Here is a 24,949-nt window from a genome sequence, read left to right as displayed (position 1 = left end):
GTGGCGATGACCTATAGCCTTGGCTTCGATTGGCTTTGGGGCGGCGCGGGAGCGCTTGCATATGGCGCGGGCATGACGCTTTTGCTGATTGCCTGCACCACCGTCTTCGGGACGGTACTCAGTGTTTTCGGCGCTGCGGCGCGAAGAAGCCGGTTCGGCTGGTTGCGCCGGGCTGTTGGCATCTACGTTGAAGTCATCCGTAACACGCCGTTCCTGGTCCAGCTGTTCTTCATTTTCTTTGGACTCCCAAGCCTCGGGATCCGTCTCAATCCGGTGACCGCGGCAATACTCGCCATGACCCTCAATATGGCGGCCTACACGACCGAGGTGGTAGGCGCTGGACTTGATGCTATCCCTAAAGGGCAAGGCGAGGCCGCACGGGCGCTTGGGCTGAAGCCCAGACACGTATTTTTTAAAGTCGTCTTGCCCCAGGCGCTCAAGATTATCTTTCCGGCCCTGACAAGTCAGATTGTTATCATGATGCTGGAATCGGCTGTGGTCTCACAGATTTCCGTTCGCGAACTGGCGCAAGAGGCCGATCTATTGCAAGCCCGCACCTTTCGTTCATTTGAGACCTATCTTGTCGTGACGATGATCTATCTTGCCATGTCCGCAAGCCTCAGGCGTTTGCTGATTGCTGGTGGTCGCCGGTTCCTTGGAGCGGGGATATCATGATCGAATTCACGTTCTGGGATATTTTGCGCAATCTTGTCTTCGCGACGCGTTGGACGCTTCTTCTGTCGATTGCTGCGTTTGTTGGCGGGGCGAGCGTCGGCATGGCAATCCTCTTTGCTCGTATATCGAAGGCCTTTTGGCCACGGCGCCTGGCGTCAGGTTACATCGCGCTGTTCCAGGGGACGCCGCTCCTCATGCAGCTTTTCCTGATGTTTTTTGGCTTGCCCATGTTGGGATTCCGCATCGAGCCCTGGACGGCTGCCGTATGTGGGCTGACATTTTATGCAAGCGCGTATCTCGCCGAGATCTGGCGGAGCGGCGTCGAGGCGCTCCCGCGCGGTCAGTGGGACGCTGGCGCAAGTCTCGGTCTGCACCGCCTGCAAGAGCTTCGGCTCATTATCCTCCCACAGGCTTTCAGGATAACCCGCGCCCCGACCGTCGGGTTTCTCGTGCAGCTCATCAAGAGCACGGCCTTGACGTCCATTCTTGGCTTTGAGGAACTGATGAGGACCGCAAACGCGATCAACAACGCGACGTTCGAACCTTTCAAGGTTTACGGGCTAGTCGCTGTCATCTTCTTTGTGCTTTGCTACCCACTTACCGAGTATGCTCGAAAGCTTGAGCGGGAAGCCGCGGTTTGTTCAAACTAGCCAGCAAATGACGGGGGCGGCTCTCCTCCGCCAAGCTGAGCTAGTGCTGCGATTACTGGACGTTTATAGCCATCGTCCGAGCGGACGCTTCCAGTCGCCTGAGATTTTCCACTCCCGGGCCGGTCTGGATGTTTTGCCGATCGCCTGAGCAAAACGCATGCATACTGCATGATCCCGTCACGTTCTAGGCCGTGCCGCGCTCCATCGCCAGTTCTGCCTCGAGGCTTTCGACATCGCAGAAGATCGTGGCAACTGCCTGGACCTGCCCACCACGCTTGTAGCGCACGAGGCAATCCCTAGCGGCAATGTCGCCCTCGACCTCGATTTTGTCCCATCCCTCGGCATGGCCGACATAATTGATCGGAACGTCGTAGTGTTGACTCCAGAAGAACGGTACATCCGTGAATTTCTTCCGGTGTCCGAGCATGTTCAGCGCCGCGGTAGCACCCTGCCGCTGCGCCACCACCCAGTGCTCCACCCTGATGTTTTCGCCGCTGTGGCTGTCGGGCCACCGCGCGATGTCGCCGGCTGCATATATGCCGGAGGCGCTGGTTTCGAGATAGGCATTGACTAGGACGCCTCGATCAGTGGCGAGGCCAGCTGTTTCGGCAATATCGACCCGTGGTCGCACGCCGATGCCGGCAACGACGATGTCGGCGACCAGGGTGCTGCCGCTGCTCAGCAGGACCTCGCTCGCACTAATACTCGCCGCCCTATCTCCCAGGTGGAAGACGACGCCATTTTCCTCATGCAGAGCGCGAATGAAGTCGCCCATCTGAGGTCCCAGCACCCGTTCCATCGGCCGTTCACCGGGCGCTACCACATGCACTTCGAGACCGCGGGTCCGAAGAGCGGCGGCAACCTCGAGACCGATGAAGCTCGCGCCGAGTACCACAGCGTGTCGCGCAGCGCTAGCTTGTGCGATGATCCTGCGGCTGTCGGCCAGCGAACGCAACGTATGGACATGAGGCATGTCGGCGCCGGGGATGGTCAAGCGCATCGGTTCGGCACCGGTCGCGAGCAACAATTTGTCGAATGCCAACCGTGCTCCGTTGGCGAGCGCGACCTCGCCGGCACCGACATCGATACTGGCAACCTTGATGCCGAGGCGCAGATCGATGCCATTCTTGGCATAGAAGTTTTCGTTGCGTAGCGGAATCCAGTCTTCAGGAGCCTTGCCTGCGAGATAGTCCTTTGAGAGGTTGGGGCGGTCGACGGGCGGTGCCTCATCGTCGCTGATCATGACAATATCGCCCTGATATTGCTCACGCCGCAGCCTCTCGGCTGCGGCAAAACCGGCCGCGCCACCGCCGACGATTGCGATCCGCTCTGGAGAAGCACCTGTCTTGCTTTCGCGCGCGGTGGGGGACAGCTTCTTGCGCTTCTCGCCAACGAAGATCCTTTCGTCGCGCCGCTCGACCGACCAACAAGCGAGTGGCGATAGGGCCGGCGCGCGCAACGCCTCTCCGGTGAGAAGGTCAAAGCAGGCGTGATGCCAAGGACAGCGAACGGTATCGTCGACGACGAGACCGTCTACCAGTGGTCCGCCATAGTGGGAGCAAGTGGCAGAAACCGCAAATATCTCTGCTCCGCGGCGCACCAAGAGCACCGGTTCGCCGTCGCAATGACCGACCAGCTTGCCTCCATCAGCCAGATCGGCAAGCGCAATACCGAGGGCCAGATCGGGTCCCTTGAGCTTTGAATGGTCGTCGGCCATTTACTCCTCCCTGGAGGACGCTCTTGTCATCTTGCCGTTGCCACACTTGGTTGCTCAGCAGACAACCTCAGTCAATTTCCCGCCATTCCGCCTCTTAGGCAAATGAATTCGGCTCGGCTCGTGGAAGTCTAGCGGGCGAATTGAGACTTAAGGTCGCAATTTGGGAGAAGCGATGCGTCCAAGACGTCGGTTCGTTGCCGCCACTCCCTGCAACGGAGAGAATAGGTCACTACGAACCTCAAAGTCCGACCTTCATTCGCGTTGCCGTCATCGGAAAACCACGGTGCGATTGGCAGCTAACCTATGCGAGCGCCAACCGGCGCCGGGCGGAGAGGGCGCGAACGCATATCAGCGCGCCGAGGATCACGGGCAGGCACACCAGATATGCTGTCCGTATACCAAAGTGCTCAGCTACAAAACCGAGGAGTGGCGGAGCGAGGAAAAATACGACAAACGACATTTGACCGAGCGCTGCGACATTGAGATGAGAGGCTCGGTCCGACCGTTGGGCCGCCGCAGAAACGGCAAGCGGATAAACCACGCTACAGCCGCCGCCCATGAGTGCAAACCCGAGAAGGGCGATCAATTGATGCGGGGCAAGCCAAACTGCGCTCAAGCCGGCCGCTGACACCAACAGCAGAGTGAATGCTACCGCCCGCGAACCAAAGCGATCGACGAACGGATCTGCGAAAATCCTCGTCATAGCCATGAAGAAGGTGAAAAGCGTGAGACCCAGACCGCCGACAAAAGGCTCAGACTGGAATACGTCGCGCATATAGATTGCAGACCAATCGATACCTGCGCCCTCAACCAGGAAAGCAGCGATACCGATCACACACAGAGGAAGAAGCGCAATGGTCGGCAGCGCGATGCGTCCCGTGTCGGAATGCTCCTGCGCGGATCTGGCTGGAGCATTGCGCATGCCTGCGATTACCAGAGTGCCAACGACCAGGACGAAGCCAAACGTCAAAGCCAGGTGGAGCTGCATTGACACTCCAGCCTGACGGACCGCGGCGGATATCAGCGCGGTGACGAAGAAGCCGAGGCTCCAGAAACCGTGCGCCCGGTTCATGACGCCGCGCCCCAGTTGCGCCTCGATCCGATCGATCTCGACGTTGAGATTGATTTCCAGCGCCCCTGCCAGAAGTCCTTCGCAAAGAAGGATACCGAATACCAGGGGAGCGGCGCTCATCCATGGCACGAGGGCAAGGCAAGCGGAGGTACCCAAGACGGTCAGGAAGGCGGTCGTTCGAGCTCCGAGGCGGGCGACTATCGGTGACGAGAACGTCAACGAAATCAGGGCGCCAATGGCGGCTCCGATCAGAGTCAAGCCAAGCTCGGACTTATCGATCTGCAGCGCATCCTGAATGTCCGGAAGGCGCGAAAGCATGGCGCCCATGGAGACGGCGAACAGAAAGAAACAGACGTAAATCCGCTGTTGCGGTCCGATATGCACGGGAGCTCCGGGGTGAACTTGATGGGAGCTCTCTTCTACGTGAATCGCGGCTCACTAACAACATCCCCCACTGATCCGTGTAGCCATGAATTGATCACTCCGATCCTCGGAACGAAGGAAATTCTCGAGGGCTGGCTCTGGGAAGGCAGGCAGACTGCGCCGGGCAAACTTGGGAGAACGCTTCATCTTCCTCCCTCCTGCCGCCGGTTTCGACCGATCGCCAGAGCCACAGCAAACCCAATTGACGGAAGGCGTACAGACGGGGCTGATTGGCCAAATACTCAGCCGTCCAACCAAGCTGCGAGGCCATCCAGCGTCTGTAGCCCGTACTCAACCGCGCCGAAGCCGATGACGACCTGACGTCGCTGGCGGGTGGGATGGAGTTGCCGCATGGTGAGCACCGTCTTGCCGTCGGCCTGCTCATCGAAGGTCACCGTGGTGCGGAAACGGTCGGGGTCGTTGGGATCAGGCGTGCCATAGTCCATCACGATCCGTTCGTTCGGCACGATCTCCAGAAAGCGCATGAGGTTCGGGAAACGCTGTTCTTTGCCCTCGAACAGGCCAACCATGTCGAACCGCCAGAGTCCGCCCTCGCGTATGTCGGCCTCGTAGCTTTCGATCTTCAGGCCGGCCGGACCGTACCATTCGGCTAGCGCCCCGGGGTCCATCCAAGCCGCAAAAACCTTGTCGCGTCGGTGATTCAGAACTTTCACCAGTACGATCTCTCGATCAAGCGACCATGTATCAAACGGGGTTGCCATTGCCTTCACCATCCTCTTTCGTCTTGTCCAAATAGAGTTCCAGCCGATCCAACCGGTCGGTCCAGCGTCGGCGCTCTGCCTCCATCCAGTCCGCCGCCTCATCGAACCGCGCTTGTACCAACCGGCACCAGCGGCTGCGCCCGCGCTTCTCGCTGGCAATCAGTCCGCAATCCTCCAGAACCTTGAGGTGCTGGACGAACGAGGGCAGGGCCATGTCGAAAGGCTCGGCCAGAAGGCTGACCGGTACCTCGCCCTCAGACAGTCGCGAAACCACCGCGCGGCGGGTCGGGTCGCTTAAGGCGTGAAAGGCGAGATCCAGGGGTGCGGAATGATAAGGCATGTGCCTTACTATAGCGAGTAAGGTCATCTGTCAATTATATTAAGGCAATTACCTAAGTGTCGAAGGGCTGAGGCGGCGTGACGTGAAACCTCAAGTCGCTAAGGGCGTAGCGCGCGCCATTACCTCGATTGGCACTCGTCCGGGAGGTGCATTAAACGACGGCGGTTCACGAAGCGCTTACAGCCATGGACTTGCTGACACGCGGCTCCGAGGCGTGGGGCGCCTATTCCCATTGAGTCAGAGCATCGAGCAGTCATGCTGGAACTCGCTCGCCTGTACGATTCGCCAAGATTACGCCGAATGTCATCAGGACGACAGCGATGGCGGTCGCGACGGCGAGCGACTCTCCCAACAGGGGTATAGCTAAAAGGGACGTCAGCGCCGGAGACAGGGACCCGATCGTGGCGCTTCGGGACGCGCCGAGCCGCGAGATCGCGAACGCGTAGCCCAAGGTCGAGATCAGCCCGGTCCCGACACCCTGGACGAGTACGTAAGGCAGCGCCTCACCGACGCTGAAGTGGCCGAAATTGCTTCCGACCAGCCCGACGAGCATCATAGGCACGATAGTCACCAGGGAACCGATCGAAAGTAGGAGGCCGTTTGAGATGGCGTCCAACCCGGTCTGCCGCAGGCCGATCGTGTATCCGGCCCAGATGAGGCTCGCGAGCAGAAGCAGTCCGACGCCCCGCAGTGTGTCCGCGGTGACAGCGTGGCGTTGTCCAGCGATCATCAGTACGACGCCGCCCAGGATAAGTCCGATCGGGAGAGCCTGTCTTGTAGAGAGTCTCCGACCCATGAACACGCGCGAGATCAGGGCCATTGCGAGCGGGGTCGTACCTGGGATCAATGCGCCAACATAGGCCGCTGAGGTCAGCTTGGCTCCCGCAGACGCGATGAAATAGAAAGGCACGCCACCTGCCAGCACCAACAGGACGGTCTTGCGGTCGACTTGGCGCAGCAGATGCAGGCGGCCGAACAGCAAGGGCAGTAGCGCCACCACAGGCACGGCGAAGCGGATCAGGGCGACATCCGCAGTCGCGAGCGGCGACTTGCCCATGGCTCGCATGGTGAGCGCGAACCCAGCCCAGATGAGGACGACGAGCGCCAACACAACATAACCTCCAGCGGCAGTCTCATTCCACTTGATCGTCGGTCTGGGGAAAGTCGCAGTAATGTCGGCCATGAGAAACCTCAATGTCAAATTGAGTGAGATGATATGCTTCTTCCTCAGGCAGTTTCTTGCTATGTTGATCCCATCAGGGGCGATATTTGACAGATTCTGCCAATGGAGGAGGGCCATGGACGAGAAGGACCGACAGATCATCTCTACGCTGCAGCGGGACGGCCGCCTATCGAACCAGGAGCTTTCCGAGAAAGTGGCACTTTCGCCGTCTCCATGTCTTCGCCGTCTCAGACTCCTGGAAGAGAACGGTGTCATCAAGGGGTACACCGCTATCGTCGATGAGGAGGCCTACGGGCTTCCAATCACCGCGTTCGTCCGCATCAGGCTCGAGCGCCACTCGGAGGCAGCGATCGCGGCCTTCGAGCGGAAGGTCCGCTCCATCGACAATATACAGGACTGCTACGTCATGACGGGGGAGGCCGACTATCTCCTCCGCGTCCTCGTTCAAAGCCTGAAGGACTACGAGCAGTTCGTCAGACAACAGCTTCACAACATCGAAGGGATCGCGGGGATCGACACAAGCTTCGCCTATGCAACCGTCAAGAAGACGACGGTGTTCCCGCGTATCTGATGGAAGGGTCGGACTATCTGTGCCGCCTCCAGCTAAAGAGGTGCCGATTATCGTCCGCTCCCGGCAGGCCGTAAGCGGACCAGAACTTTGCGCCGCCGGTAGCGGAAGTAAGCGCTTTCGCCTTCAGGGGACTCGAGCCATTCACATTTTCGGAAATTAGGAAATTCCGAGGTCGCGCATCTCAAGGTCGATGACATCGACTCGATACGCATGCTGATCCGCGTTGAACAAGGCAAGGGACGCAAGGATCGCAATGCCATGCTTTCTCCGCACTCTTCATAGAGAGCTCCGTAGCTTAAGCGCCAAAAGTTCTCTGTTTCTACCGCCTATCGAGTTGTCGAGTTCGTCAACTTCATCTTATCCGCATTTGCCTCGGCGATCCCGATGCGGTCGGGCATCTGATGATACCCTTCCGCCCATGGCGGACTTGGCGGAAACCAGCAGTCCTCGGTCAACGCCTTCAACTCTGGTTAATCTGACCTCACCCCTCGAAGGCTTCCTTGAGGCCGACGCTTTTGCGTTCGCGAAGATCAAGATCGGCCTCGATATGCGCGATGTGGTGCAGCATCAGCCTGCATGCCTCGTCGAGATCGTTCCTCTCGATCGCGGCGACGATATCGCCATGCTCGGAATGACCGCAACTCGATATGGTCGATTGACCATAAAGGGCGATCACCAGCGACGAGCGGGCTACGAGTTCATCCATAAAACGTTGCATGATCGCATTGCCGGATATGGCGGCAAGCGTCAGGTGAAAGTCGCCCGATGCCTTGATCTCGGCACGTCGTGCCATCTGGCCACGCTCGCCCATCAGGCGGCCTTCCGCGATGAGCAGTTGCTTCAGATGCTGGATTTGCGAGGGCGTGATTCTGGCTGCAGCCTCCCGCAAGATCCCGGGCTCGACGAGGCGGCGGGCAGCGAAAATCTGGCGGGCCTCATCGGGCGAGGGGTAGGCGACGAACGCGCCACGGTTCTTTTCGACGCTGACCAGGCCCTCATAGGAAAGGGCCTGCAGGGCGGCGCGCGCAAGCGTACGGCTGACATTGAACAGGTTGCCGACATCGCTTTCCGAGAGCTTCGTTCCCGGCGACAGGCGCCGCTCGACGATCGCATCGCGGATCGCGTCGCGGATCTGTTGTGCGCCTGTATCGGTAGAATCCTCTGCAGTCTGCAGGGCGGTTGCGGCGGGCTTCATGAGCAAAAATACCTTTTGACCGGGAAATGATATCTGTGTTTCCCGTAAAAGTTAAACGAAATGTGCGCTCAAAGTGACGGCTAAATTGTATACGATATTTTGCACGAATTGCGAACGATAGCCTATTTTATGTGCACATGATGAAGTTGCATGAATTTTGATATTTTGCCTCTCCTCAAAGCGAAGTGTTTGATTTTTCGACTCTTGATGCCATGCAATAGAAACTGGCACGGCGGATGCATTGTCCTTCTCGAACAGGGGAAGACCAATGTCGAAGGCCGCAGAGATCGATATCGTATCAGTTTCCAAGGTGTATGGTGCCACCACGGCGGTCCATTCCATCAGCCTGAAGATACCGGCCGGTTCCTATTGCTGCTTTCTCGGTCCCTCCGGCTGCGGCAAGACCTCGACGCTGCGCATGATCGCCGGGCACGAAAGCATTTCGTCCGGTGATATCAGGCTCGGCAACGCTGTCGTCACCGACTTTCCGCCGGCCAAGCGCGGTACGGCGATGATGTTCCAATCCTATGCGCTCTTCCCCCATCTCGACCTCGTCGACAACGTCGCTTTCAGCCTGAAGATGAAGGGTGTCGCGAAGGACGAACGCCGGGCCAAGGCGCTTGAGTTGCTGACGCTGATGCAGATGGACGCTTATGCGATGCGGCGGCCAGCACAGTTATCAGGCGGGCAGCAGCAGCGTGTAGCGCTGGCGCGCGCGCTGATCACCGATCCGGAAGCGCTGCTGCTCGACGAGCCTTTGTCGGCGCTCGATCCGTTCCTGAAGATCCGCATGCGTGCCGAACTGAAAAAGCTGCAGAAGAGTCTCGGCATCACCTTCGTTCATGTGACGCACAGCCAGGAAGAGGCGATGGCGCTCGCCGATATCATCGTTATCATGAACGACGGCAAGATCGAGCAGGCGGCAACGCCGCGCAAGGTCTTCGAGCAGCCGGCCACCGCCTTCGTCGCCCGCTTCATGGGCGACCACAATGTTCTCTCCGGCCGTGTTGTCTCTTCGCAAAACGGCGTCACGACGCTCGAGGTGCCGGAAGGGCAGACCTTCTCGGTGCGCGGCAACGGCAAGCACGCCGGCGAGGTCATCGATATCGGCATCCGCACCGACCGGGTTCGTTTGGCGAGCACCACCGACAAGACGCTCGGCTTCAACGGCATCGTCTCCAACATCGAATATCGCGGCGCCTCGGTGAAGATCACCGTGGTCGGCGCGGGCAGCGATGACTTCACCGTCATTGCGTCCGACGGCGATTATTTCGCCAACCCCGCATCGGTCGGCGATGCGGTGTCCCTGAGTTGGGCCCTGGAGGACGCCGTTCTCCTGGGCCGCGTTTCGGCATGAATCTCAATTACCACAAAAACCAGAGGGAACTGACATGACTGATACAACGAAAACCACCAAGAAGGGTCTGCTCGACAAGGGCGTGTCGCGCCGCAGCCTGCTGAAGACGGGCGCTGCCGCTCTCGGTGCCGCCGCCGGCTCCGGCCTGATCACCGGCTTCCCGACCATCTGGGCGCAGTCGAACATCACGCTTCGCCAGTTCGGCACCGGCGTTTCCAACATCAACGCCATCGCCGAGCAGTGCAAGAAGGACCTCGGCATCACGCTCGAGATGACGGCGACCGATTCCGACGCCGCCGCCCAGCGCGCCGTGACGCAGCCCGATAGTTACGATATCGCCGACATCGAATACTGGATCCTGAAGAAGGTCTACCCGACCGGCGTCATCCAGCCGATGGATGTGAAGAAGCTGAAATACTACGACAAGGTCGTTCCGCTGTTCAAGAACGGCAAGCTGAAGGCGGATAGCGTGATCGCGCAGGGTACGGCGCCGCACACGGTCGGCTATGTTGAGAGCGCGGACGCCAAGACCTTCGCCAAGGGCGAGACAGAACTCTTCACCATGATGCCGACGATCTACAATGCCGATACGCTCGGCATTCGTCCCGACCTCGTCGGCCGCGAAATCTCGACGTGGGCCGATATCATGGACCCAAAGTTCAAGGGCAAGACCTCGATCCTCAACATTCCGTCCATCGGCATCATGGACGCAGCGATGATCATGGAAGCCCTTGGCAACATCAAGTACGCCGACAAGGGCAACATGACGAAGGAAGAGATCGACAAGACGATCGAATTCCTCATCAAGGCCAAGCAGGACGGCCAGTTCCGCGCCTTCTGGAAGTCGTTCGACGAGTCGGTCAACCTGATGGCATCGGGCGAGGTCGTGATCCAGTCCATGTGGTCGCCGGCTGTCGCGGCCGTCCGCTCCAAGGGCATCGCCTGCAAGTATCAGCCGCTCAAGGAAGGCTACCGCTCGTGGGGCGGCGGTCTCGGCCTTGCCTCGCACCTCAAGGGCGCCGAGCTCGACGCGGCCTACGAGTACATCAACTGGTACACGTCGGGCTGGGTCGGCGGCTACCTCAACCGCCAGGGCTACTACTCGGCCTGCATGGACACGGCCAAGAACTTCATGACGGCAGACGAGTGGGGCTACTGGATCGAAGGTAAGGCCGCTGCAGGCGATATCCTTTCGCCAGAGGGCAAGGTCATGGAGAAGGCCGGTGCGGTTCGCGACGGCGGCTCATTCGAAGAGCGCATGGGCCATGTCGCGTGCTGGAACTCCGTCATGGACGAGGACCGCTACATGGTTCGCCGCTGGAACGAGTTCATCGCGGCTTAAGGAGCTTACTTCCAAGGGTCAGTGCCGCTTCGCTCTCAACGAGGGGAGAGCGTGGCGGCTACGACCCGAAATGCTCTCCCCTCGGGGAGGGTTGGGGAGGCGTTCTAAACGGCGCCTCCTCGCAAACCGCCGGCATAAAGGCGTTTTCCGAAAGGATAAGGACATGGCGACGATCGCTTCAGCAGAGACAAACGAGAAGGCCGAACGGGTCGGCAGCCCCGGCTTTCGTTTTCCGGCGCGGGCCGCCTCATATGTCCAGGCGACACCGCTCATCCTGATCCTCGGTTTCTTCTTCATCCTGCCGATCGTGATGATCGGTATCGTCAGCTTCTGGGATTACGACTTCGCCGGTCTCTATCCGGCTTTCTTGACGATGAACTACACCGATACGCTCGGCTCGTGGGTCACATGGAAGACCTACCTGAACACGCTGAAATTCACGGTCATCGTCTGGTCTTTGACCGTCTTCATCGGCTTCTGGGTCGCTTATTTCCTCGCCTTCCACATCCGCCGCACGTCGACGCAGATGATCCTGTTCCTCGTCTGCACCGTGCCGTTCATGACATCCAACATCATCCGCATGATCTCCTGGATCCCGGTGCTCGGCCGCAATGGCTTGGTCAATTCGGCGCTGATCGAGATGGGGATCATCCCGCAGCCGATCGAATGGCTGCTCTATTCCGATTTCGCCGTGGTGCTTGCCATGGTGCACCTCTACACGCTGTTCATGGTGACGCCGATCTTCAACACGCTAATGCGCATCGACCGCTCGCTGTTCGAGGCGGCACGCGATGCCGGCGCCAGCGGCTGGCAGATCCTCTGGAACGTCGTCATCCCGCTCGCCAAGCCCGGCATCGCCATCGGCTCGATCTTCGTAGTGACGCTCGTAATGGCCGATTTCTCGACGGTGCAGGTCATGTCCGGCGGGCAGAGCGCCTCGGTGGCGCTGATGATGAAGAACCAGATGTCGCTGCTGCAATATCCGGCCGCTGCCGCCGATGCCGTGGTGCTTCTGATCGTCGTGTTGATGATGGTCGCGGCCATCCTGCGCGTCGTCGATATCCGCAAGGAGCTTTGAGATGAGCCACGAGAGGCGCACCTTCGAATTCTACGTACTCGCAGCCTTCTTCCTTGTCTTCGTGCTGTTCCTCTACGGACCACTGTCGGCGATCCTGATCCTGTCGTTCCAGGGGCCGGATGGCGGCCTCACCTTCCCGCTGAACGGCATTTCCGTTCACTGGTTCTACAATCTGTTCGAGAAACAGGCGGTGGGCGATTTCGGCGCCTCGTTCCGCCGGTCGTTTACGCTCGGCCTGATGGTGATGGTTGTCACGGTCGTCGTATCGCTGCTCGCGGGCCTTGCCTTCCGCCGCCGGTTCCGTGGCGCGACTTTTCTGTTTTACGCGACTGTCGCTAGCCTTGTCGTGCCGTCGATCATCATCTCGCTCGGCATCGGCGTGGTGTTCCAGCAGGGCGGACTGAAGCCGGCATGGTATTCGTCTGCCTTCGGCGCGCATCTGACATGGACGTTGCCGTTCGGCGTGCTCATCATGTTCGCCGTGTTCAACCGTTTCTCGCCCGCCTACGAGGAAGCTGCACGCGATCTTGGCGCGAGTTCTTGGCAGACCTTCCGCCACGTCGTGCTGCCGATGATTGCGCCGAGCCTGATCGGTGTCGGGCTGTTCGGCTTCACGCTCTCTTACGACGAATTCGCCCGGACGCTGATGACATCAGGCAGCTACAACACGCTGCCGCTCGAAATCTACGGCATGACCACCAACGTCACGACGCCGGTGCTATACGCGCTCGGCACGGTAACGACGCTGTTTTCCTTCACTATCATCCTCGTCGCGCTCGGCATCATGCTCATGCTGCGTCGGCGTCAGGCAAAGGTAAGCTGACCCCCAATGCGCATTCTTCTGGTCAATCCCAATACGACTGAAACCATGACCGAGAAGGCAGCCCTTGCTGCCCGCGCGGTCATGGCGTCTGGCACCGCCATCATTGCCGCGACCTCACGCATGGGGCCGGTATCGATCGAAGGGCACTATGACGGGGCGCTCGCAATCCCGGGACTTCTCAGCGAACTCAAGGAGCGGGCTGGCGAATACGATGCCGCAATCATCGCCTGCTTCGACGATACGGGACTTGACGCAGCGCGCAGCTTCGCCGACGTGCCGGTGCTTGGACTCTGTGAATCTGCGGTCGCCACCGCAGGCTTCCTGGCGCAGCGATTTACCGTCGTGACGACGCTGGAGCGTTCGCGTGTCTTGATTGACAATCTTGTACGACGCTACGGCATGGGCGGACGCGCCAGGGTGCGTGCCTCCGATATTCCGGTTCTTCAGCTCGAAGATCCCACCTCGGGCGCTATCGGCAAGCTCCGGGCCGAGATCGAGCGTGCTCTTGCTGAGGATGGCGCCGAAGCGATCGTGCTTGGCTGCGCTGGGATGACTGATCTGGCGCGTGAGCTGCAGGATATCTATGGCGTGCCCGTGGTCGATGGGGTCGCCGCAGCGGTGAAGCAGGCCGAGGCGCTGGTTTCGCTCGGATTGTCGACGAGCAAGCGCGGTTCTTACGCATCGCCTCTGGCAAAAGCCTTTACCGGCGCTATGAGCGCTTTCGCGCCAATGCGAGCAGCGGGCTGACGGATGACAATATCCTTCGATTTCGAAGCGCTCTCGGAACGCGAGCGTTACAAGCTGATGATTGGCACGATCATTCCGCGACCGATCGCGCTGGTGACGACGGTCGACGAACATGGCCGTATCAATGCCGCTCCGTTTAGCTTCTTCAATTGCCTCTCCGCCGATCCGCCCATCCTGGCGCTCGGCGTCGAGAACAATCCGGACATGTCTTTCAAGGACACGGGCCATAACATCCGCATGACGGAAGTCTTCACGGTCAACATTGTCTCGTTTTCCATTGCCGAAGCGATGCATGTCTGCGGCTCAAAATATCCGCGTGGTGTCGACGAGCTCAAGGAGGCGGGACTGACGGCGATGCCGGGTCAGAAAGTCGCTTCGCCATGGATCGCGGAAGCACCCGCAGCCTTCGAGTGCAGGCGTCATGTCACGCTTGAGCTCGGGAAATCCCGTCAGATCATCATGGGCGAGATCATCTATGCTCATTATCGCGACGGTGTCGTCGATCCTGAAGGCCTGCGCGTCGATCCGACGCAAGTCGATGCCGTCGCGCGCCTTGGCGGCGATACCTGCTCGACGACCCGTGACCGTTTCGAGATGCTGACGCCGAAACTATAAGATTTTCCAACCTTTAGGTCCGACGAGTTACAGCCGCCGCGCTGAGGTCGCCACGACAGACCCATCCCTAGCAGCCCCAGCGCAATGCAGCCGTCGCGACAGGTGAATCCCATAGAGTGAACTCTTCGTCACGGAGGAGAGCGAGCGAGATGGAAAGGCCCTGCATGTCAAGTGAGCTTGCGTAAGTACCAACCAGTGAGCGCGCGATCTGCAAACCATGACCCTGCATGAAGCGATGCGCGACGTTGTAAGCGAGATAAAGTTCCGCTGGCGGCGTGCCGCCAAGTCCATTCACGAAAAGCAATGCCTTGTCAGAGACCGGAGCGACTTCGTTGAAAACTACCTCGCTTAGATGCCTCACGATGGTGTCTGCGTTGGAGAAGGGCTCTCTTGAACGGCCCGGCTCTCCATGAATGCCGACACCCATTTCTATTTCTTCGGGGCCGAGTGAAAAGGTCGATCGCCGCGTGTGCGGCACCGTGACACCGGTCAGTGCGACACCCATCGATCTGACGCGGGACGCGAGGCCGGCAGCAAGGGTTTTCAGATCAGCGAGTGCCATGCCGTTTTCCGCGGCGGCGCCGAGAAGCCTTTCCACGATCACCGTACCGGCAATGCCTCGTCGACCGCGCCCGTCGTTCGTGCTTGCCGTTTCGATGTCGTCGCTTACGATCACCATCTCAATTCTGTGGCGGCTCGACGCCATCTCTGCCGCCATTTCGAAATTCATAAGGTCGCCGTCATAATTCTTTACCACCAGCAGGCAGCCAGCACCGGTGTCCACGTCCTCTATCGCGTTGAGGATTTGGCCGGGAGTGGGGGACGTGAAAATATGCCCGACGCATGCTGCATCCAGCATGCCGCGACCGACGAAGCCGACATGCATCGGCTCGTGGCCCGCTCCGCCCCCGGAGATGATTGCTGCCTTACCTGGAACGAGGTGGCGACGGCGGACAAATTGACGGTCTGCGCCGAATACAACGAACTCCTCATGGGCGCGCACGAAACCTTCGACGCTTTCGGCGACCATTGTTTCCGCTGCATTCATGAATTTCTTCATCAAACCCCTCCCAAGGCGATGATCATCTAGCGCTCGTCACGCGCGAACCGCCTGTTCAATCAGGCGGCCCCGAAATCTCAGCGATCTTTTGGATCAGGTCCGTGATTGCCTCTTCCAGAAGCCGGTTGCGGCGTTCATCGCCGAAGTCAGGCACCATTATCGAAAGATGCCGCAGTTTTTCCGTGGCGCCAAACTCCGGCAGCTTGCCGGGATGGGCGACCTGATAGGCGTCCAGAAAGCGGTCCTGTTCGGCGGGGCTAAAATGGCACACCCTGAAGATGGTCGCGAGGTGACGCGCGGGAAGAGGCGTCGCATAAGTGGGGCTGGTTATCTGGGTGACGAAGCTGCGATGCTTGCCGAGTTCCGTTGCCAGCCTCTGACGTGTTCCGGACGGCCGGTTGTCGATAATCTGCGCCAGAATGTCCTTATAGGCGATAATGGCGTCTTCGGTGTCTTCGCGCGCCATCCCTAGTCCCCGGCTGCCTTTGTCCCATCGGCGTTCAAGCCGACGAGTGCCGATCTTATCGCGCCAAGTCGAGCTGGCGCCACCGAAAAATGGCGTATGCCTGCCGCGAGGAGACCGGGCGTGGCCACCGGGTCGCCCGCCATGTCACCGCAAATGCTGACCGGTCGGCCGCCGGCGAGTTTCACCGCCTGGGTCAGCAGCCGCAGCACGGCCGGTACGGCTCGCTCTCGCTCCAGGCTGAAGCCGGCCTCGTCACGTGCGGAGGCCACGAGGTATTGCGTCAGGTCGTTCGTGCCGAACGAAAAGAAGTCAGCGCCATTGAATTCGTCGAGCATGAGCGCGGCTGCCGGTACCTCCACCATCATGCCGATCGGCGGAGTGCGGTGCGGCACGCCGCGGCGGCGAAGTTCGCCGGCTTCTTCGCGACAGATTTGCCGCATATCATCAACTTCGGAAGGGAATGTCACCATTGGCAACATGATACGCAGATTACCGAAGACTGCTGCTCGAAGGAGCGCACGCGCCTGAACCCGCGCAATCTGCGGCCGGGCAAGAAGCAGGCGGATGCCGCGCAGCGAGGAGGTCTCGGTAATGCCCGGCAGCGGCTTGTCGCCCCCGACATCCAACATGCGGATTGTTACAGGACGCCCATCTGCCCATTCCAGGAGGTGTCGGTAGATTGCAAACTGCTTTTCTTCGTTTGCTGCATCACCGAGCGACATCACCGCGAATTCAGACCGCATCAACCCTATGCCCGCGGTCACCTCGGCGGGAACCGCGTCCACTTCTGTCGGAGCGTTGACATTGACGGACAGGAGTACTTGCGTTCCGTCCGACGTGTACACAATTCCGTTGTCGAGTGGCAGAGCAGTGCTTTTTGACGGATCGCCGTGTCCCGCCGAGGTCGCGCTCGACTTGGTTGCCTGAAGAATGACAATACCGGTGTCACCATCAACTCCGATATGTTGCCCCCCTGCTGTTACGAAGCGGCCGGCCCCGATCACCATCGGTATCGACCGGGATCTGGCAAGCAGGGCGACATGACCGACCGCGCTACCTGCGTAAAGAGCGATACCACCGCCGGCCGACCAGTCGTGGGCGAGGAAACGGCTGGGTTCCATATCCTTTCCGACATAGACGGATCCGGATGGAAAGTCGTCGACAGTCGTTCCCGTGAGCACGGACAGGACGCGGTTCTTGATATCGAGGATGTCAACGGCGCGCGCCCGCAATTGGTCATCTTCCGAGCACTCCAGTTCCCGGATGTATCCATCGAGTGTTCCGACCCAGGCGAATGCCGGGTTTTCGCCAGCCTCGATGCGCGCGCCAGTCGCCTCGGTCAGCGTCGGATCGCGAAGCACCTCAATCTGAAACTCGACGATATCGCCGCCCTCGGGGTCCGTCCCGTTGGCCAGTTCCTGCAGTTCGAGAATAGCTTTCTCGATCGCACTTGCGAGCTCGACCTGGCCGGATAAGCTTGATGGGATTGACGCGGCGTGTTCGACCGGTTCGGCGACGAAGGCCGGGCCGCTCGCACGACCTGGCGACGCGCTGGTGGCTTTCAGTCTAAGCGGTTCGGCCATGCTTCTTTTCCTCGTCGAAATTGCGCTCGATGAGGTCCTTCAATGCCCGGATGGCTTCTTCCGCGAGAATGCCGTTTGCGCGGATCTTGAGCACCGAACCCTTGCGGATCTTGGCGCCCATAATCTTGATGATGCTCTTGCCGTTCAGCCAGACGTCGTTGCCGTTGACCGCGACTTCGATCGAGCACGGAAACGACTTTGCCAGCCGCGTGAACGTCACTGAGGGGCGAGCATGCAGTCCAACGCCATGCTTCACCTCGACTTCGGTCTCGCAACTGGCATGGATCTGCCCGGCCTCGTGGGCCCCAGTACGAAAACCGCCGTTCATCAGGGTGACAGCTCCTCTGCCGTCGCGACCACCTTGGCCAGCGACGCCCCACCGGAGGCCTCGGCAGCGGCAATAACGGCTCCTTCGACAACAGGTGCGTTGCAAATCGAAACCTTTTGGGAGCGGGGGGAACCGAGCATCTCGATCGCCATTTCGCTGTTGGTTTCGGCACCCCCCAGGTCGACGAAGACGGCGACGCCAGCTTCCGACCATGCCTCGTCAATTGCCTTGAGAATTCCCCCGGCATCGGTGCCAAGCTCGCCGCGACTGTTGCCGCCCGACCAGGCAAGCGGCACGCTATCACCCACCATCTGCCGCACCATATCGGCGGTGCCTTTCGCGACCAGCGGCGAGTGGGAGACGATCACGATCCCGACGTTAGGGGTCTTCGCATTCATTCCGGGCGGTGCTCCTCAAGATAGCGGCATATCGCGGTTGTCAGAAGGGCGCAACTCGAAGCGCCGGGATCGACATGTCCGATCGAACGGTCTCCAAGGTAGGAGGCGCGGCCGCGCATGGCCTTCATGGCGCCTGTTAGTCGAGCGGAAAGCTCTGCACGGCGCACGATATCCGTCAGAGGGGAATGTTGTGCGAGTGCATCCTGCACGGGATACAGGACGTCGAGCAGCGTCTTGTCACCGGCGTTTGAGCGCCCACGGCGGGCCACGGCATCGATGGCCTGCTTCAGGGCAAGCGAAAAATCCTGTTCCCGGTCCGATTTGCGAAGCTCGCGCCCCATCTCCATCAGCAGTGTCCCGTAGAGTGGGCCGGCGGCGCCGCCGATGCTCATCACCAGGGTGAGGCCGATGCGTTCGAGCGCCTCGGGCAGGGGAAGGCTTGAGACCGTCACTTCTTCGGCGCTGACCGCCTCGCAGCCGCGCTGCATATTGGTCCCATGATCGCCGTCACCGATCGCGCGATCGAGTGCGCAGAGGTGATCGCTATTTGCCGTGATCGCCGCCCGGCAAGCCTCAATCAATCCCGCGAGAAGAACCGGTTCTGCCTGCACCTGATAGCCTCCCAACTGTGGCACCAGCTCATGTCAGCCTTGCCGCGACCTCGAATACACCTGCCACCGCGACGGCTCCCGGATCCGGCACTCCCTCCAGATCCTTTTCGCCGATATAAGACGCTCGTCCGGCCCTTGCCCTCCGCATCGCTTTTGTCGACTCGGCACCGGCCGCCGCCGCGTTTGCCGCAGCCGCTACGCCACCCGACCTCAAAGCCGCGAGCGCCGGCGCCAGCGCATCGACCATCGTGCGGTCACCGACGGCGGCACCGCCATAGAACGTCATCCGATCAAGTCCGGCAAGCAGGGCAGCTGCAAGATCCGCCTTTTCCGCCATGGCTTTCGACGCGGCGGTAAAGAAGATCGAGAGCAGTACACCGCTCGAGCCACCCATGCTGGTGCTGAGAACCTCGCCGATTGTAGCCATTGTGGCGCCGGGGTCATTCAACGGCAGCGCGTCGATCCGAGAGAGGATGCTGCGCGCACCCGTTGCCATGGTGGAACCGGTATCGCCATCGCCGACGCGGCTGTCCAGGTGGTTCAATTCGCGTTCGAGGGAAATCAGATGCTCGCAAACTGCAGTTAGGAGCTGGCGGTTCCCACTATGGTCGCTGACCGAAGTGACCTCGGCGAGGGCGGAGGTGCTAGCTGGTGCTGGAATGACGGTGATCTCGTGCCGTTCGACGACGGGTGCCCATGCGTGCGGTTCGACCGCAGCCTTCAGTGCGGCCTCGCGGGTGGCATCCAGACGGATCAGCGAAAGCGAAAAGCCGTTCATGTTGAGCGCGGTCATCATCGGAGCCGGCCCGACGATCAGCCGGACGCGGCGGGCAAGAGAAGAGGACAACACGGCGTTGGCAATGACGCCCATTTCAAGCGGCGGTACCGCGCCGAGGTTGTTGATCAGCAGCCCATAGTCGCCCGCGCCATCAATCCTTGCAGCCAGCCGCTCGCTCATGGTGGCCACGAGATCTGCAACCGGCTGCAACGCGATGCGCTCGACGCCGGGCTCCCCGTGGATCCCAAGGCCGAGCTCTCCCTCGTCGGCCCCCATCCGATCCTCATGCGCTTGGCCTGGTACACTGCAGGTCGAAAGTGACATGCCGAGGGATATGATGTCGCGCGCCGCCGCAGCTGCCTGTGTTGCGACTGTCTTCAGGTCAGCTCCGGATTCGGCGTGGAAGCCGGCGATCTTGTGCACGAACAGAGTGCCGGCAACGCCGCGGGGCTGGTTGATGCCGGGGATCGCAATGTCGTCGGCAACGATCACCATCTCGACGGCGAACCCCTCGGCACGCGCCCTTTCGGCAGCGAGGCCGAAGTTCAGGCGGTCGCCGGTATAGTTTTTGACGATGAGCAACGCACCCTTGGGCCCGGTGACGGCGCGGATTGCGGTCAGCACCGCATCGACGCTCGGCGAGGCAAAAATCTCGCCGGATACCGCGGCAGTCAGCATTCCCTTGCCGACGAAGCCGGCATGCGAGGGCTCATGGCCCGCGCCACCGCCGGAGATGATTGCGACCTTCGACCGGTCCCAGTCGGCGCGGAGGATCACCTTGATCTCAGGGAAGCTGTCCAGACGGGCAAGGCGCCCGGGGCTGCTCGTCAGAAGCAGGCCGTCGAGGGCTTCGGTTACGATCGTTTCCCGGCGATTGAAGAAGTGTTTCATGGAGAGAGACCCGTCTGTTTATGCAAGTGTTTTGTTTCGTTCGGTGTCACAGCCGCTGGCCGCTGGCGTCGAAATAAAGTGGATCGCGTAGTGTCAGGCTGATTCGATCACCTGGCCGAATTGCAAGATATGGATCTGCAAGTGTGACGAGCTTGTGGTCGCGCACCCGGATGTGCAGATGGTTCTGGTCTCCCAGGTGCTCGATCCAGTCGATTTCCGCATTGGCATTCTTGTCGACGATGATTTCAAGATGTTCGGTTCGCGCCCCGACCGTCCGGGTCCCTGGTGGTGGATTGGCGCCGGGAAGGAGATCGGCGGGCAGCAGGTTGATGTGCGGCTGGCCGAGACGGGCAGCGACATGAAGGCTGGCGGGATTGCCGTAGATTTCGCGCGGCGTTCCGACCTGCAGCAATCGGCCTCCCGCGACGATGCCGATGCGGTCCGCCATCGTCATCGCTTCGACCTGGTCATGAGTCACATAGAGCAGTGTCGAGCCGAGTTCCTTCTGGATGCGCTTCAGTTCCAGGCGCAGTTCCGCCCGCAGCTTCGCATCGAGCGAGGAGAGCGGTTCGTCCATCAGGTAGATGGCGGGCCGGCGCACCAGCGCGCGGCCGATCGCAACACGCTGCATTTCGCCGCCCGAAAGGCGCGTCGAACGGTTCTCCAGCTTGTGGTCGATCCTAACCATGCGGGCAATCTCCCGGACGCGGCGGTCGATCTCCTCGGCTCCGAGCTTGCGCACCGGCGCTCGCAGCGGAAAGGCGAGGTTGTCGTAAACCGTCATGTGCGGGTAGAGCGAGTATTGCTGGAAGACGAAGGCAACATCCCTTTCAGCGGGTGCCTCGCCGGCAACGCTGCGACCGCCAATTTCGATCCGGCCGCTGTCGGGGCGCTCCAGGCCCGCAATAAGACGCAGCGTCGTCGTCTTGCCGGCGCCCGTCGGCCCAAGCAGGACGACGAACTCGCCGTCACGGATCGACAGGTCCAGATCAGCGAGTGCCTGTGTGTCGCCGAAACGCTTGTTGAGGCCCTTGAGCGCGACGTCAGCCATGACGTTCCTCCGAATACAGCGCCGAGGCAATGGCGCGGCCCGACTTGCAGTCGAACAGCGCCAGCTTGGCCGGGTTGAACTCAAGGCCAACCGTCTCGCCGATATGGAAATTACGGTTTGCAGGTACGCGCGCCTTGATGACACCACTCGAGGTCTCGACTGCCACCACCTGATTGGTCCCGAGATATTCGCTGCCATAGACGGCGCCACGCAACGGAGAGGCGTCGCTGAAGCGGATATGCTCCGGCCTGACACCGAGCGCCAATTCGGCTTCCGCCAGATCCTGATGCACCTCGGGAATACTGACGTTGACGCCATGCAGCGAGATCGATCGTGCGCCCATCTGAAGGCCTGAGGTGAAGCGCATGAAATTCATCGGCGGCGAGCCGATAAAATCGGCGACATACATGGTGGCTGGTTTGCTGTAGATTTCCTGCGGGGTGCCGAACTGCTCGATGACCCCGTGGTTCATCACCGCGATCTTGTCGGCCATCGCCATCGCCTCATGCTGGTCATGCGTCACGTAGACCGTCGTCGCATGGATGCGGTTGTGGAGCTCGCGCAGTTCATGAACCATGACCTCGCGGAATTCCGCGTCGAGCGTTCCGAGCGGCTCGTCCATCAGGAAGCACTTCGGGCGGCGCACGATTGCCCGTCCAAGCGCCACGCGCTGGCGGTCGCCGCCGGCAAGCCCGGAGACGGATCGGTCAAGGATATGGTCGATCTGCAGCAGCCGTGCGGTCTCCTCGACACGCTGACGGATCTCGGCCTTTGGCATGCCTTGCGACAGGAGCGGGAAGCCGATGTTCTTGCGCACGTTCATATGCGGATAGAGCGCAAAAAGCTGGAAGACGAAGGCAATGTCGCGGGCACTGGCGCGGTTGAATGTGACGTCCTCGCCGTCCAGATAGATCTTTCCACTGGTCGGCAGCTCAAGTCCGGCAATCATGCGCAGCGTCGTCGTCTTGCCGCAGCCTGACGGTCCGAGCAATGCCAGGAATTCGCCGTCATGGATGACGAAGCTCGAATCCTGCACGGCGACGAAGCTGCCGAACTGCTTGCGGAGGTTTTCGATCCTGATGTCGGCCATGGCTCACTCCGGGAATTTCGAGACGATGATGAACATGGCCGTGCCGGCCAGCAGCGTCACCAGCGAATAGGTGTAGAGAACCAGCAGGAACGGCTGGAAGAGCATCAGAAAGCCGATTGCGATCAGGGTGGTTGCGATATTCTCCATGGGGCCACGCCGCAGGAAGAACGGACGCTTCGGGCGGGATGGGCGCGGTGTTTCGATCAGGTGCGTCATTTGCGGACCGCTCCGAAGGTGATGCCACGCAAGAGCTGCTTGCGCAGGAGAATGGTGAAGACAAGGATCGGGATGAGGAAGATCGTCGTTCCCGCCGCGACCGCTGGCCAGTCCTGACCGCCTTCGCCGATGATGGTCGGAATGAAGGGCGGCGCCGTCTGAGCCTCACCCGAGGTCAGCAATGCCGCAAAGGCATACTCATTCCAGGCGAAGATCAGGCAGAAGATCGCCGTGGCAGCAATGCCTGTCGTTGCCTGCGGCAGGACGACCTTCCAGAAGGCCTGCAGCCGCGTATAGCCGTCGATCATCGCGGCTTCCTCGTATTCGCGGGGGATCTCGTCGATGAAGCCCTTGAGCAGCCAGACGGCGAGCGAGACGTTGACCGCTGTGTAGAGCAGGATCATGCCCAGCGCCGTGTCGGAAAGCCCGAGCTCGCGGTACATCAGATAGATCGGGATGGCGACTGCAATCGGCGGCATCATGCGGGTCGACAGAATGAAGAACAGCAGGTCATCGGCGAGCGGTACCCTGAAGCGGGAGAAACCGTAGGCGGCCAGCGTCCCCAACGAGACGGCCAGGAAGGTCGAGCCAAAAGCGATGACCAGCGAGTTGGCAAAGCGCGGCAGGAAGTTCGACGGGCCGGCGATCACCATGTTGCGCTTGCGGGTAACCTCGTCGCAGGTGCCGGTCGGCGCGGGCAGGGAAGCGATGTATTCCGGCGTCTGCCTTGTTCTCGTCGTCAGAAGGTTGCAGTAGCCTTCCAGCGTCGGCGTAAAGACGATCTTCGGAGGATAGCTGATCGAGTCGGGCGGCGACTTGATGCTGGTCAGGAAGATCCAGACGAGCGGGATCAGCGTGATCAGGGCGTATACGATGACGATGGCGCCGGCGATGCGCTTGCTGGTCGAGCTCGGTTCGACGACCGAATGGGCTGAGGTGGCGGAACTCATCGTTGCTTCACCCTGTTGAGTGCCTTGACGTAGATGTTGGCGAGGCCGAACACGGCGACGAAGAGGACAATGGCGAAGGCCGAGGCCCGCCCGGTTGCCCAGCTCTCGAAGGCCGCGCGCTTCAAGGTGATCGAGGCGACTTCGGTGGTCGAGCCCGGACCGCCGCCGGTCAAAAGCGTGACCATGTCGAACATCTTGAAGTTCTCGATGCCGCGAAACAGCACCGCGAGCATGATGAAGGGCAGGGCCATCGGTACGGTGATCGACCAGAACTGGCGCCATGCGGAGGCACGGTCGACCTCCGCCGCCTCGTAAATATAGTCGGGAATAGACCGCAGGCCCGCCAGGCAGATCAGCATGACGTAGGGTGTCCACATCCAGGTATCGACAATGATGATCGCCCAAGGCGCAAGCGTGACGCTGCCGAGCATCTGGATATCAGCGGTCGGAATGCCGGTGACCAGAGAAACGGCGTAGGCAAAGAGCCCGATCTGCGGTTCGTAGAGGAAACGCCAGAAGTTGCCGACGACAGCGGGCGACAGCATCATCGGGATCAGGATCAGGGTCGTCCAGAAGGCGTGGCCACGAAACTTGCGGTCGATCAGATAGGCGAGCGTAAAGCCGATTACGGTCTGCAGCAGGATCGTCCAGAACACGAAGTGGGCTGTCGTCTGCATCGCCTGCCAGATGTCGGGGTCGGTCAGCACGCGCTCGTAGTTGTTCAGGCCGACATTTTGAACCGGCGCATTTGGGCGATTGGCGCGATAATTCGTGAACGACAGATAGATCGCCCAGATGAGCGGGAAGATGTTGATGGCGAGAAGCAGGATGATGGTGGGGGCGATAAACACCCAGGCGATCGCCCGGTCGGACAGGCCGCGGACCCGGCGAGCCACCGATACCGGCGTTGCTCTTGCGGTCGCATCCGCTGCCTGCTCGACCATGGAGGAAGAGGAAATGTTCAAGGTGTCACCCGGTCTTTGCGTATGTGAGACACGTGGCGGCCCGGCAGTCTTG

Annotated in this window: 27 protein-coding genes; 9 read left to right on the top strand and 18 right to left on the bottom strand. The window is 60.5% G+C overall.

Features of this window, described 5'->3' with window-relative positions; genetic code table 11:
• The first annotated feature begins 6 nt into the window (after nucleotides 1-6).
• Together RGCCGE502_RS15985 and RGCCGE502_RS15980 are read left to right on the top strand one after the other, a co-directional pair.
• A complete protein-coding gene (locus RGCCGE502_RS15985) occupies nucleotides 7-675 on the top strand; it encodes an amino acid ABC transporter permease (RefSeq protein WP_016555210.1) in 669 nt (222 codons plus the stop codon).
• Nucleotides 672-1,325: an amino acid ABC transporter permease gene (locus tag RGCCGE502_RS15980; protein ID WP_016555209.1), complete on the top strand. Its 654-nt coding sequence runs from the start codon at nucleotides 672-674 to the stop codon at nucleotides 1,323-1,325. The genes RGCCGE502_RS15985 and RGCCGE502_RS15980 overlap by 4 nt, the downstream gene beginning before the upstream one ends.
• A gap of 184 nt (nucleotides 1,326-1,509) precedes the next feature.
• On the opposite strand, the gene RGCCGE502_RS15975 is transcribed toward RGCCGE502_RS15980, so the two are convergent.
• The 5 genes from RGCCGE502_RS15975 to RGCCGE502_RS15955 form a co-directional block, all read right to left on the bottom strand.
• Nucleotides 1,510-3,042, bottom strand: a complete 1,533-nt coding sequence (locus RGCCGE502_RS15975) for an FAD-dependent oxidoreductase (protein WP_016555208.1) — start codon at nucleotides 3,040-3,042, stop codon at nucleotides 1,510-1,512.
• Nucleotides 3,043-3,343: 301 nt separating this feature from the next.
• Complete coding sequence (locus tag RGCCGE502_RS15970) at nucleotides 3,344-4,498, bottom strand: MFS transporter (protein WP_016555207.1); 1,155 nt, start codon at nucleotides 4,496-4,498, stop codon at nucleotides 3,344-3,346.
• A 281-nt stretch (nucleotides 4,499-4,779) separates the two neighbouring features.
• On the bottom strand, nucleotides 4,780-5,259 hold the full coding sequence (locus RGCCGE502_RS15965; RefSeq protein WP_016555206.1) for an SRPBCC family protein: 480 nt from the start codon (nucleotides 5,257-5,259) through the stop codon (nucleotides 4,780-4,782).
• The gene (locus RGCCGE502_RS15960) at nucleotides 5,243-5,599 is read right to left on the bottom strand and encodes an ArsR/SmtB family transcription factor (protein WP_016555205.1); all 357 of its coding nucleotides are present in this window, start codon (nucleotides 5,597-5,599) and stop codon (nucleotides 5,243-5,245) included. The genes RGCCGE502_RS15965 and RGCCGE502_RS15960 overlap by 17 nt, the downstream gene beginning before the upstream one ends.
• A 253-nt stretch (nucleotides 5,600-5,852) precedes the next feature.
• Complete coding sequence (locus RGCCGE502_RS15955; RefSeq protein WP_016555204.1) at nucleotides 5,853-6,782, bottom strand: DMT family transporter; 930 nt, start codon at nucleotides 6,780-6,782, stop codon at nucleotides 5,853-5,855.
• 115 nt (nucleotides 6,783-6,897) lie between these two features.
• Here RGCCGE502_RS15955 and RGCCGE502_RS15950 point away from each other — a divergent pair, with 115 nt between their 5' ends.
• Nucleotides 6,898-7,353 carry an Lrp/AsnC family transcriptional regulator gene (locus RGCCGE502_RS15950; protein ID WP_016555203.1) on the top strand — a complete coding sequence of 152 codons (456 nt, stop codon included), beginning with the start codon at nucleotides 6,898-6,900 and terminating at the stop codon, nucleotides 7,351-7,353.
• 481 nt (nucleotides 7,354-7,834) lie between these two features.
• Here RGCCGE502_RS15950 and RGCCGE502_RS15945 read toward each other — a convergent pair whose 3' ends face one another.
• Nucleotides 7,835-8,548, bottom strand: coding sequence for a GntR family transcriptional regulator (locus RGCCGE502_RS15945; RefSeq protein WP_016555202.1), 714 nt, complete (start codon nucleotides 8,546-8,548; stop codon nucleotides 7,835-7,837).
• Nucleotides 8,549-8,816: 268 nt separating this feature from the next.
• On the opposite strand from RGCCGE502_RS15945, the gene RGCCGE502_RS15940 reads away from it, so the two are divergent.
• From RGCCGE502_RS15940 to RGCCGE502_RS15915, 6 genes are all read left to right on the top strand, one after another.
• The gene (locus RGCCGE502_RS15940; protein WP_016555201.1) at nucleotides 8,817-9,905 is read left to right on the top strand and encodes an ABC transporter ATP-binding protein; all 1,089 of its coding nucleotides are present in this window, start codon (nucleotides 8,817-8,819) and stop codon (nucleotides 9,903-9,905) included.
• Nucleotides 9,906-9,939: 34 nt separating this feature from the next.
• Nucleotides 9,940-11,247, top strand: a complete 1,308-nt coding sequence (locus tag RGCCGE502_RS15935; protein WP_016555200.1) for an ABC transporter substrate-binding protein — start codon at nucleotides 9,940-9,942, stop codon at nucleotides 11,245-11,247.
• Nucleotides 11,248-11,410: 163 nt separating this feature from the next.
• Nucleotides 11,411-12,325 (top strand): ABC transporter permease, encoded by a 915-nt coding sequence (locus tag RGCCGE502_RS15930; RefSeq protein WP_016555199.1) that lies wholly within the window; start codon nucleotides 11,411-11,413, stop codon nucleotides 12,323-12,325.
• Between the two features lies 1 nt (nucleotide 12,326).
• Nucleotides 12,327-13,148, top strand: coding sequence for an ABC transporter permease (locus RGCCGE502_RS15925; RefSeq protein ID WP_016555198.1), 822 nt, complete (start codon nucleotides 12,327-12,329; stop codon nucleotides 13,146-13,148).
• A 6-nt stretch (nucleotides 13,149-13,154) separates the two neighbouring features.
• Complete coding sequence (locus RGCCGE502_RS15920) at nucleotides 13,155-13,895, top strand: aspartate/glutamate racemase family protein (protein ID WP_016555197.1); 741 nt, start codon at nucleotides 13,155-13,157, stop codon at nucleotides 13,893-13,895.
• 3 nt (nucleotides 13,896-13,898) lie between these two features.
• Entirely contained in the window at nucleotides 13,899-14,510 is a 612-nt protein-coding gene (locus RGCCGE502_RS15915; RefSeq protein ID WP_016555196.1) for a flavin reductase family protein, read from the top strand.
• A gap of 67 nt (nucleotides 14,511-14,577) precedes the next feature.
• On the opposite strand, the gene RGCCGE502_RS15910 is transcribed toward RGCCGE502_RS15915, so the two are convergent.
• The 12 genes from RGCCGE502_RS15910 to RGCCGE502_RS15855 are packed head-to-tail and all read right to left on the bottom strand — an operon-like array spanning nucleotide 14,578 to nucleotide 24,897.
• Nucleotides 14,578-15,570 (bottom strand): dihydroxyacetone kinase subunit DhaK, encoded by a 993-nt coding sequence (locus RGCCGE502_RS15910; RefSeq protein WP_016555195.1) that lies wholly within the window; start codon nucleotides 15,568-15,570, stop codon nucleotides 14,578-14,580.
• Nucleotides 15,571-15,625: 55 nt separating this feature from the next.
• On the bottom strand, nucleotides 15,626-16,036 hold the full coding sequence (locus RGCCGE502_RS15905; protein ID WP_016555194.1) for a hypothetical protein: 411 nt from the start codon (nucleotides 16,034-16,036) through the stop codon (nucleotides 15,626-15,628).
• A gap of 2 nt (nucleotides 16,037-16,038) precedes the next feature.
• Nucleotides 16,039-17,619 (bottom strand): putative PEP-binding protein, encoded by a 1,581-nt coding sequence (locus tag RGCCGE502_RS15900; protein ID WP_016555193.1) that lies wholly within the window; start codon nucleotides 17,617-17,619, stop codon nucleotides 16,039-16,041.
• Nucleotides 17,603-17,947, bottom strand: coding sequence for an HPr family phosphocarrier protein (locus RGCCGE502_RS15895; protein ID WP_016555192.1), 345 nt, complete (start codon nucleotides 17,945-17,947; stop codon nucleotides 17,603-17,605). The genes RGCCGE502_RS15900 and RGCCGE502_RS15895 overlap by 17 nt, the downstream gene beginning before the upstream one ends.
• A complete protein-coding gene (gene dhaM, locus RGCCGE502_RS15890; protein ID WP_016555191.1) occupies nucleotides 17,947-18,345 on the bottom strand; it encodes a dihydroxyacetone kinase phosphoryl donor subunit DhaM in 399 nt (132 codons plus the stop codon). The genes RGCCGE502_RS15895 and dhaM overlap by 1 nt, the downstream gene beginning before the upstream one ends.
• Nucleotides 18,342-18,956 carry a dihydroxyacetone kinase subunit DhaL gene (dhaL, locus tag RGCCGE502_RS15885; RefSeq protein WP_019280012.1) on the bottom strand — a complete coding sequence of 205 codons (615 nt, stop codon included), beginning with the start codon at nucleotides 18,954-18,956 and terminating at the stop codon, nucleotides 18,342-18,344. Before dhaL ends, dhaM begins: the two co-directional genes overlap by 4 nt.
• Nucleotides 18,957-18,984: 28 nt before the next feature.
• On the bottom strand, nucleotides 18,985-20,625 hold the full coding sequence (locus tag RGCCGE502_RS15880) for a dihydroxyacetone kinase subunit DhaK (protein WP_016555189.1): 1,641 nt from the start codon (nucleotides 20,623-20,625) through the stop codon (nucleotides 18,985-18,987).
• 46 nt (nucleotides 20,626-20,671) lie between these two features.
• The gene (locus RGCCGE502_RS15875) at nucleotides 20,672-21,676 is read right to left on the bottom strand and encodes an ABC transporter ATP-binding protein (protein WP_016555188.1); all 1,005 of its coding nucleotides are present in this window, start codon (nucleotides 21,674-21,676) and stop codon (nucleotides 20,672-20,674) included.
• A complete protein-coding gene (locus RGCCGE502_RS15870) occupies nucleotides 21,669-22,766 on the bottom strand; it encodes an ABC transporter ATP-binding protein (protein WP_016555187.1) in 1,098 nt (365 codons plus the stop codon). The genes RGCCGE502_RS15875 and RGCCGE502_RS15870 overlap by 8 nt, the downstream gene beginning before the upstream one ends.
• Before the next feature lie 3 nt (nucleotides 22,767-22,769).
• A complete protein-coding gene (locus tag RGCCGE502_RS15865; protein WP_016555186.1) occupies nucleotides 22,770-22,982 on the bottom strand; it encodes a hypothetical protein in 213 nt (70 codons plus the stop codon).
• On the bottom strand, nucleotides 22,979-23,932 hold the full coding sequence (locus RGCCGE502_RS15860) for a carbohydrate ABC transporter permease (protein WP_016555185.1): 954 nt from the start codon (nucleotides 23,930-23,932) through the stop codon (nucleotides 22,979-22,981). Before RGCCGE502_RS15860 ends, RGCCGE502_RS15865 begins: the two co-directional genes overlap by 4 nt.
• Entirely contained in the window at nucleotides 23,929-24,897 is a 969-nt protein-coding gene (locus tag RGCCGE502_RS15855; protein WP_176705700.1) for a carbohydrate ABC transporter permease, read from the bottom strand. The genes RGCCGE502_RS15860 and RGCCGE502_RS15855 overlap by 4 nt, the downstream gene beginning before the upstream one ends.
• Nucleotides 24,898-24,949 lie beyond the last annotated feature (52 nt).

Origin of the sequence: Rhizobium grahamii CCGE 502, assembly GCF_000298315.2 — a bacterium.
In the GTDB taxonomy this organism is placed as follows: domain Bacteria; phylum Pseudomonadota; class Alphaproteobacteria; order Rhizobiales; family Rhizobiaceae; genus Rhizobium; species Rhizobium grahamii.
This window is presented reverse-complemented; position numbering and strand designations above follow the sequence as displayed.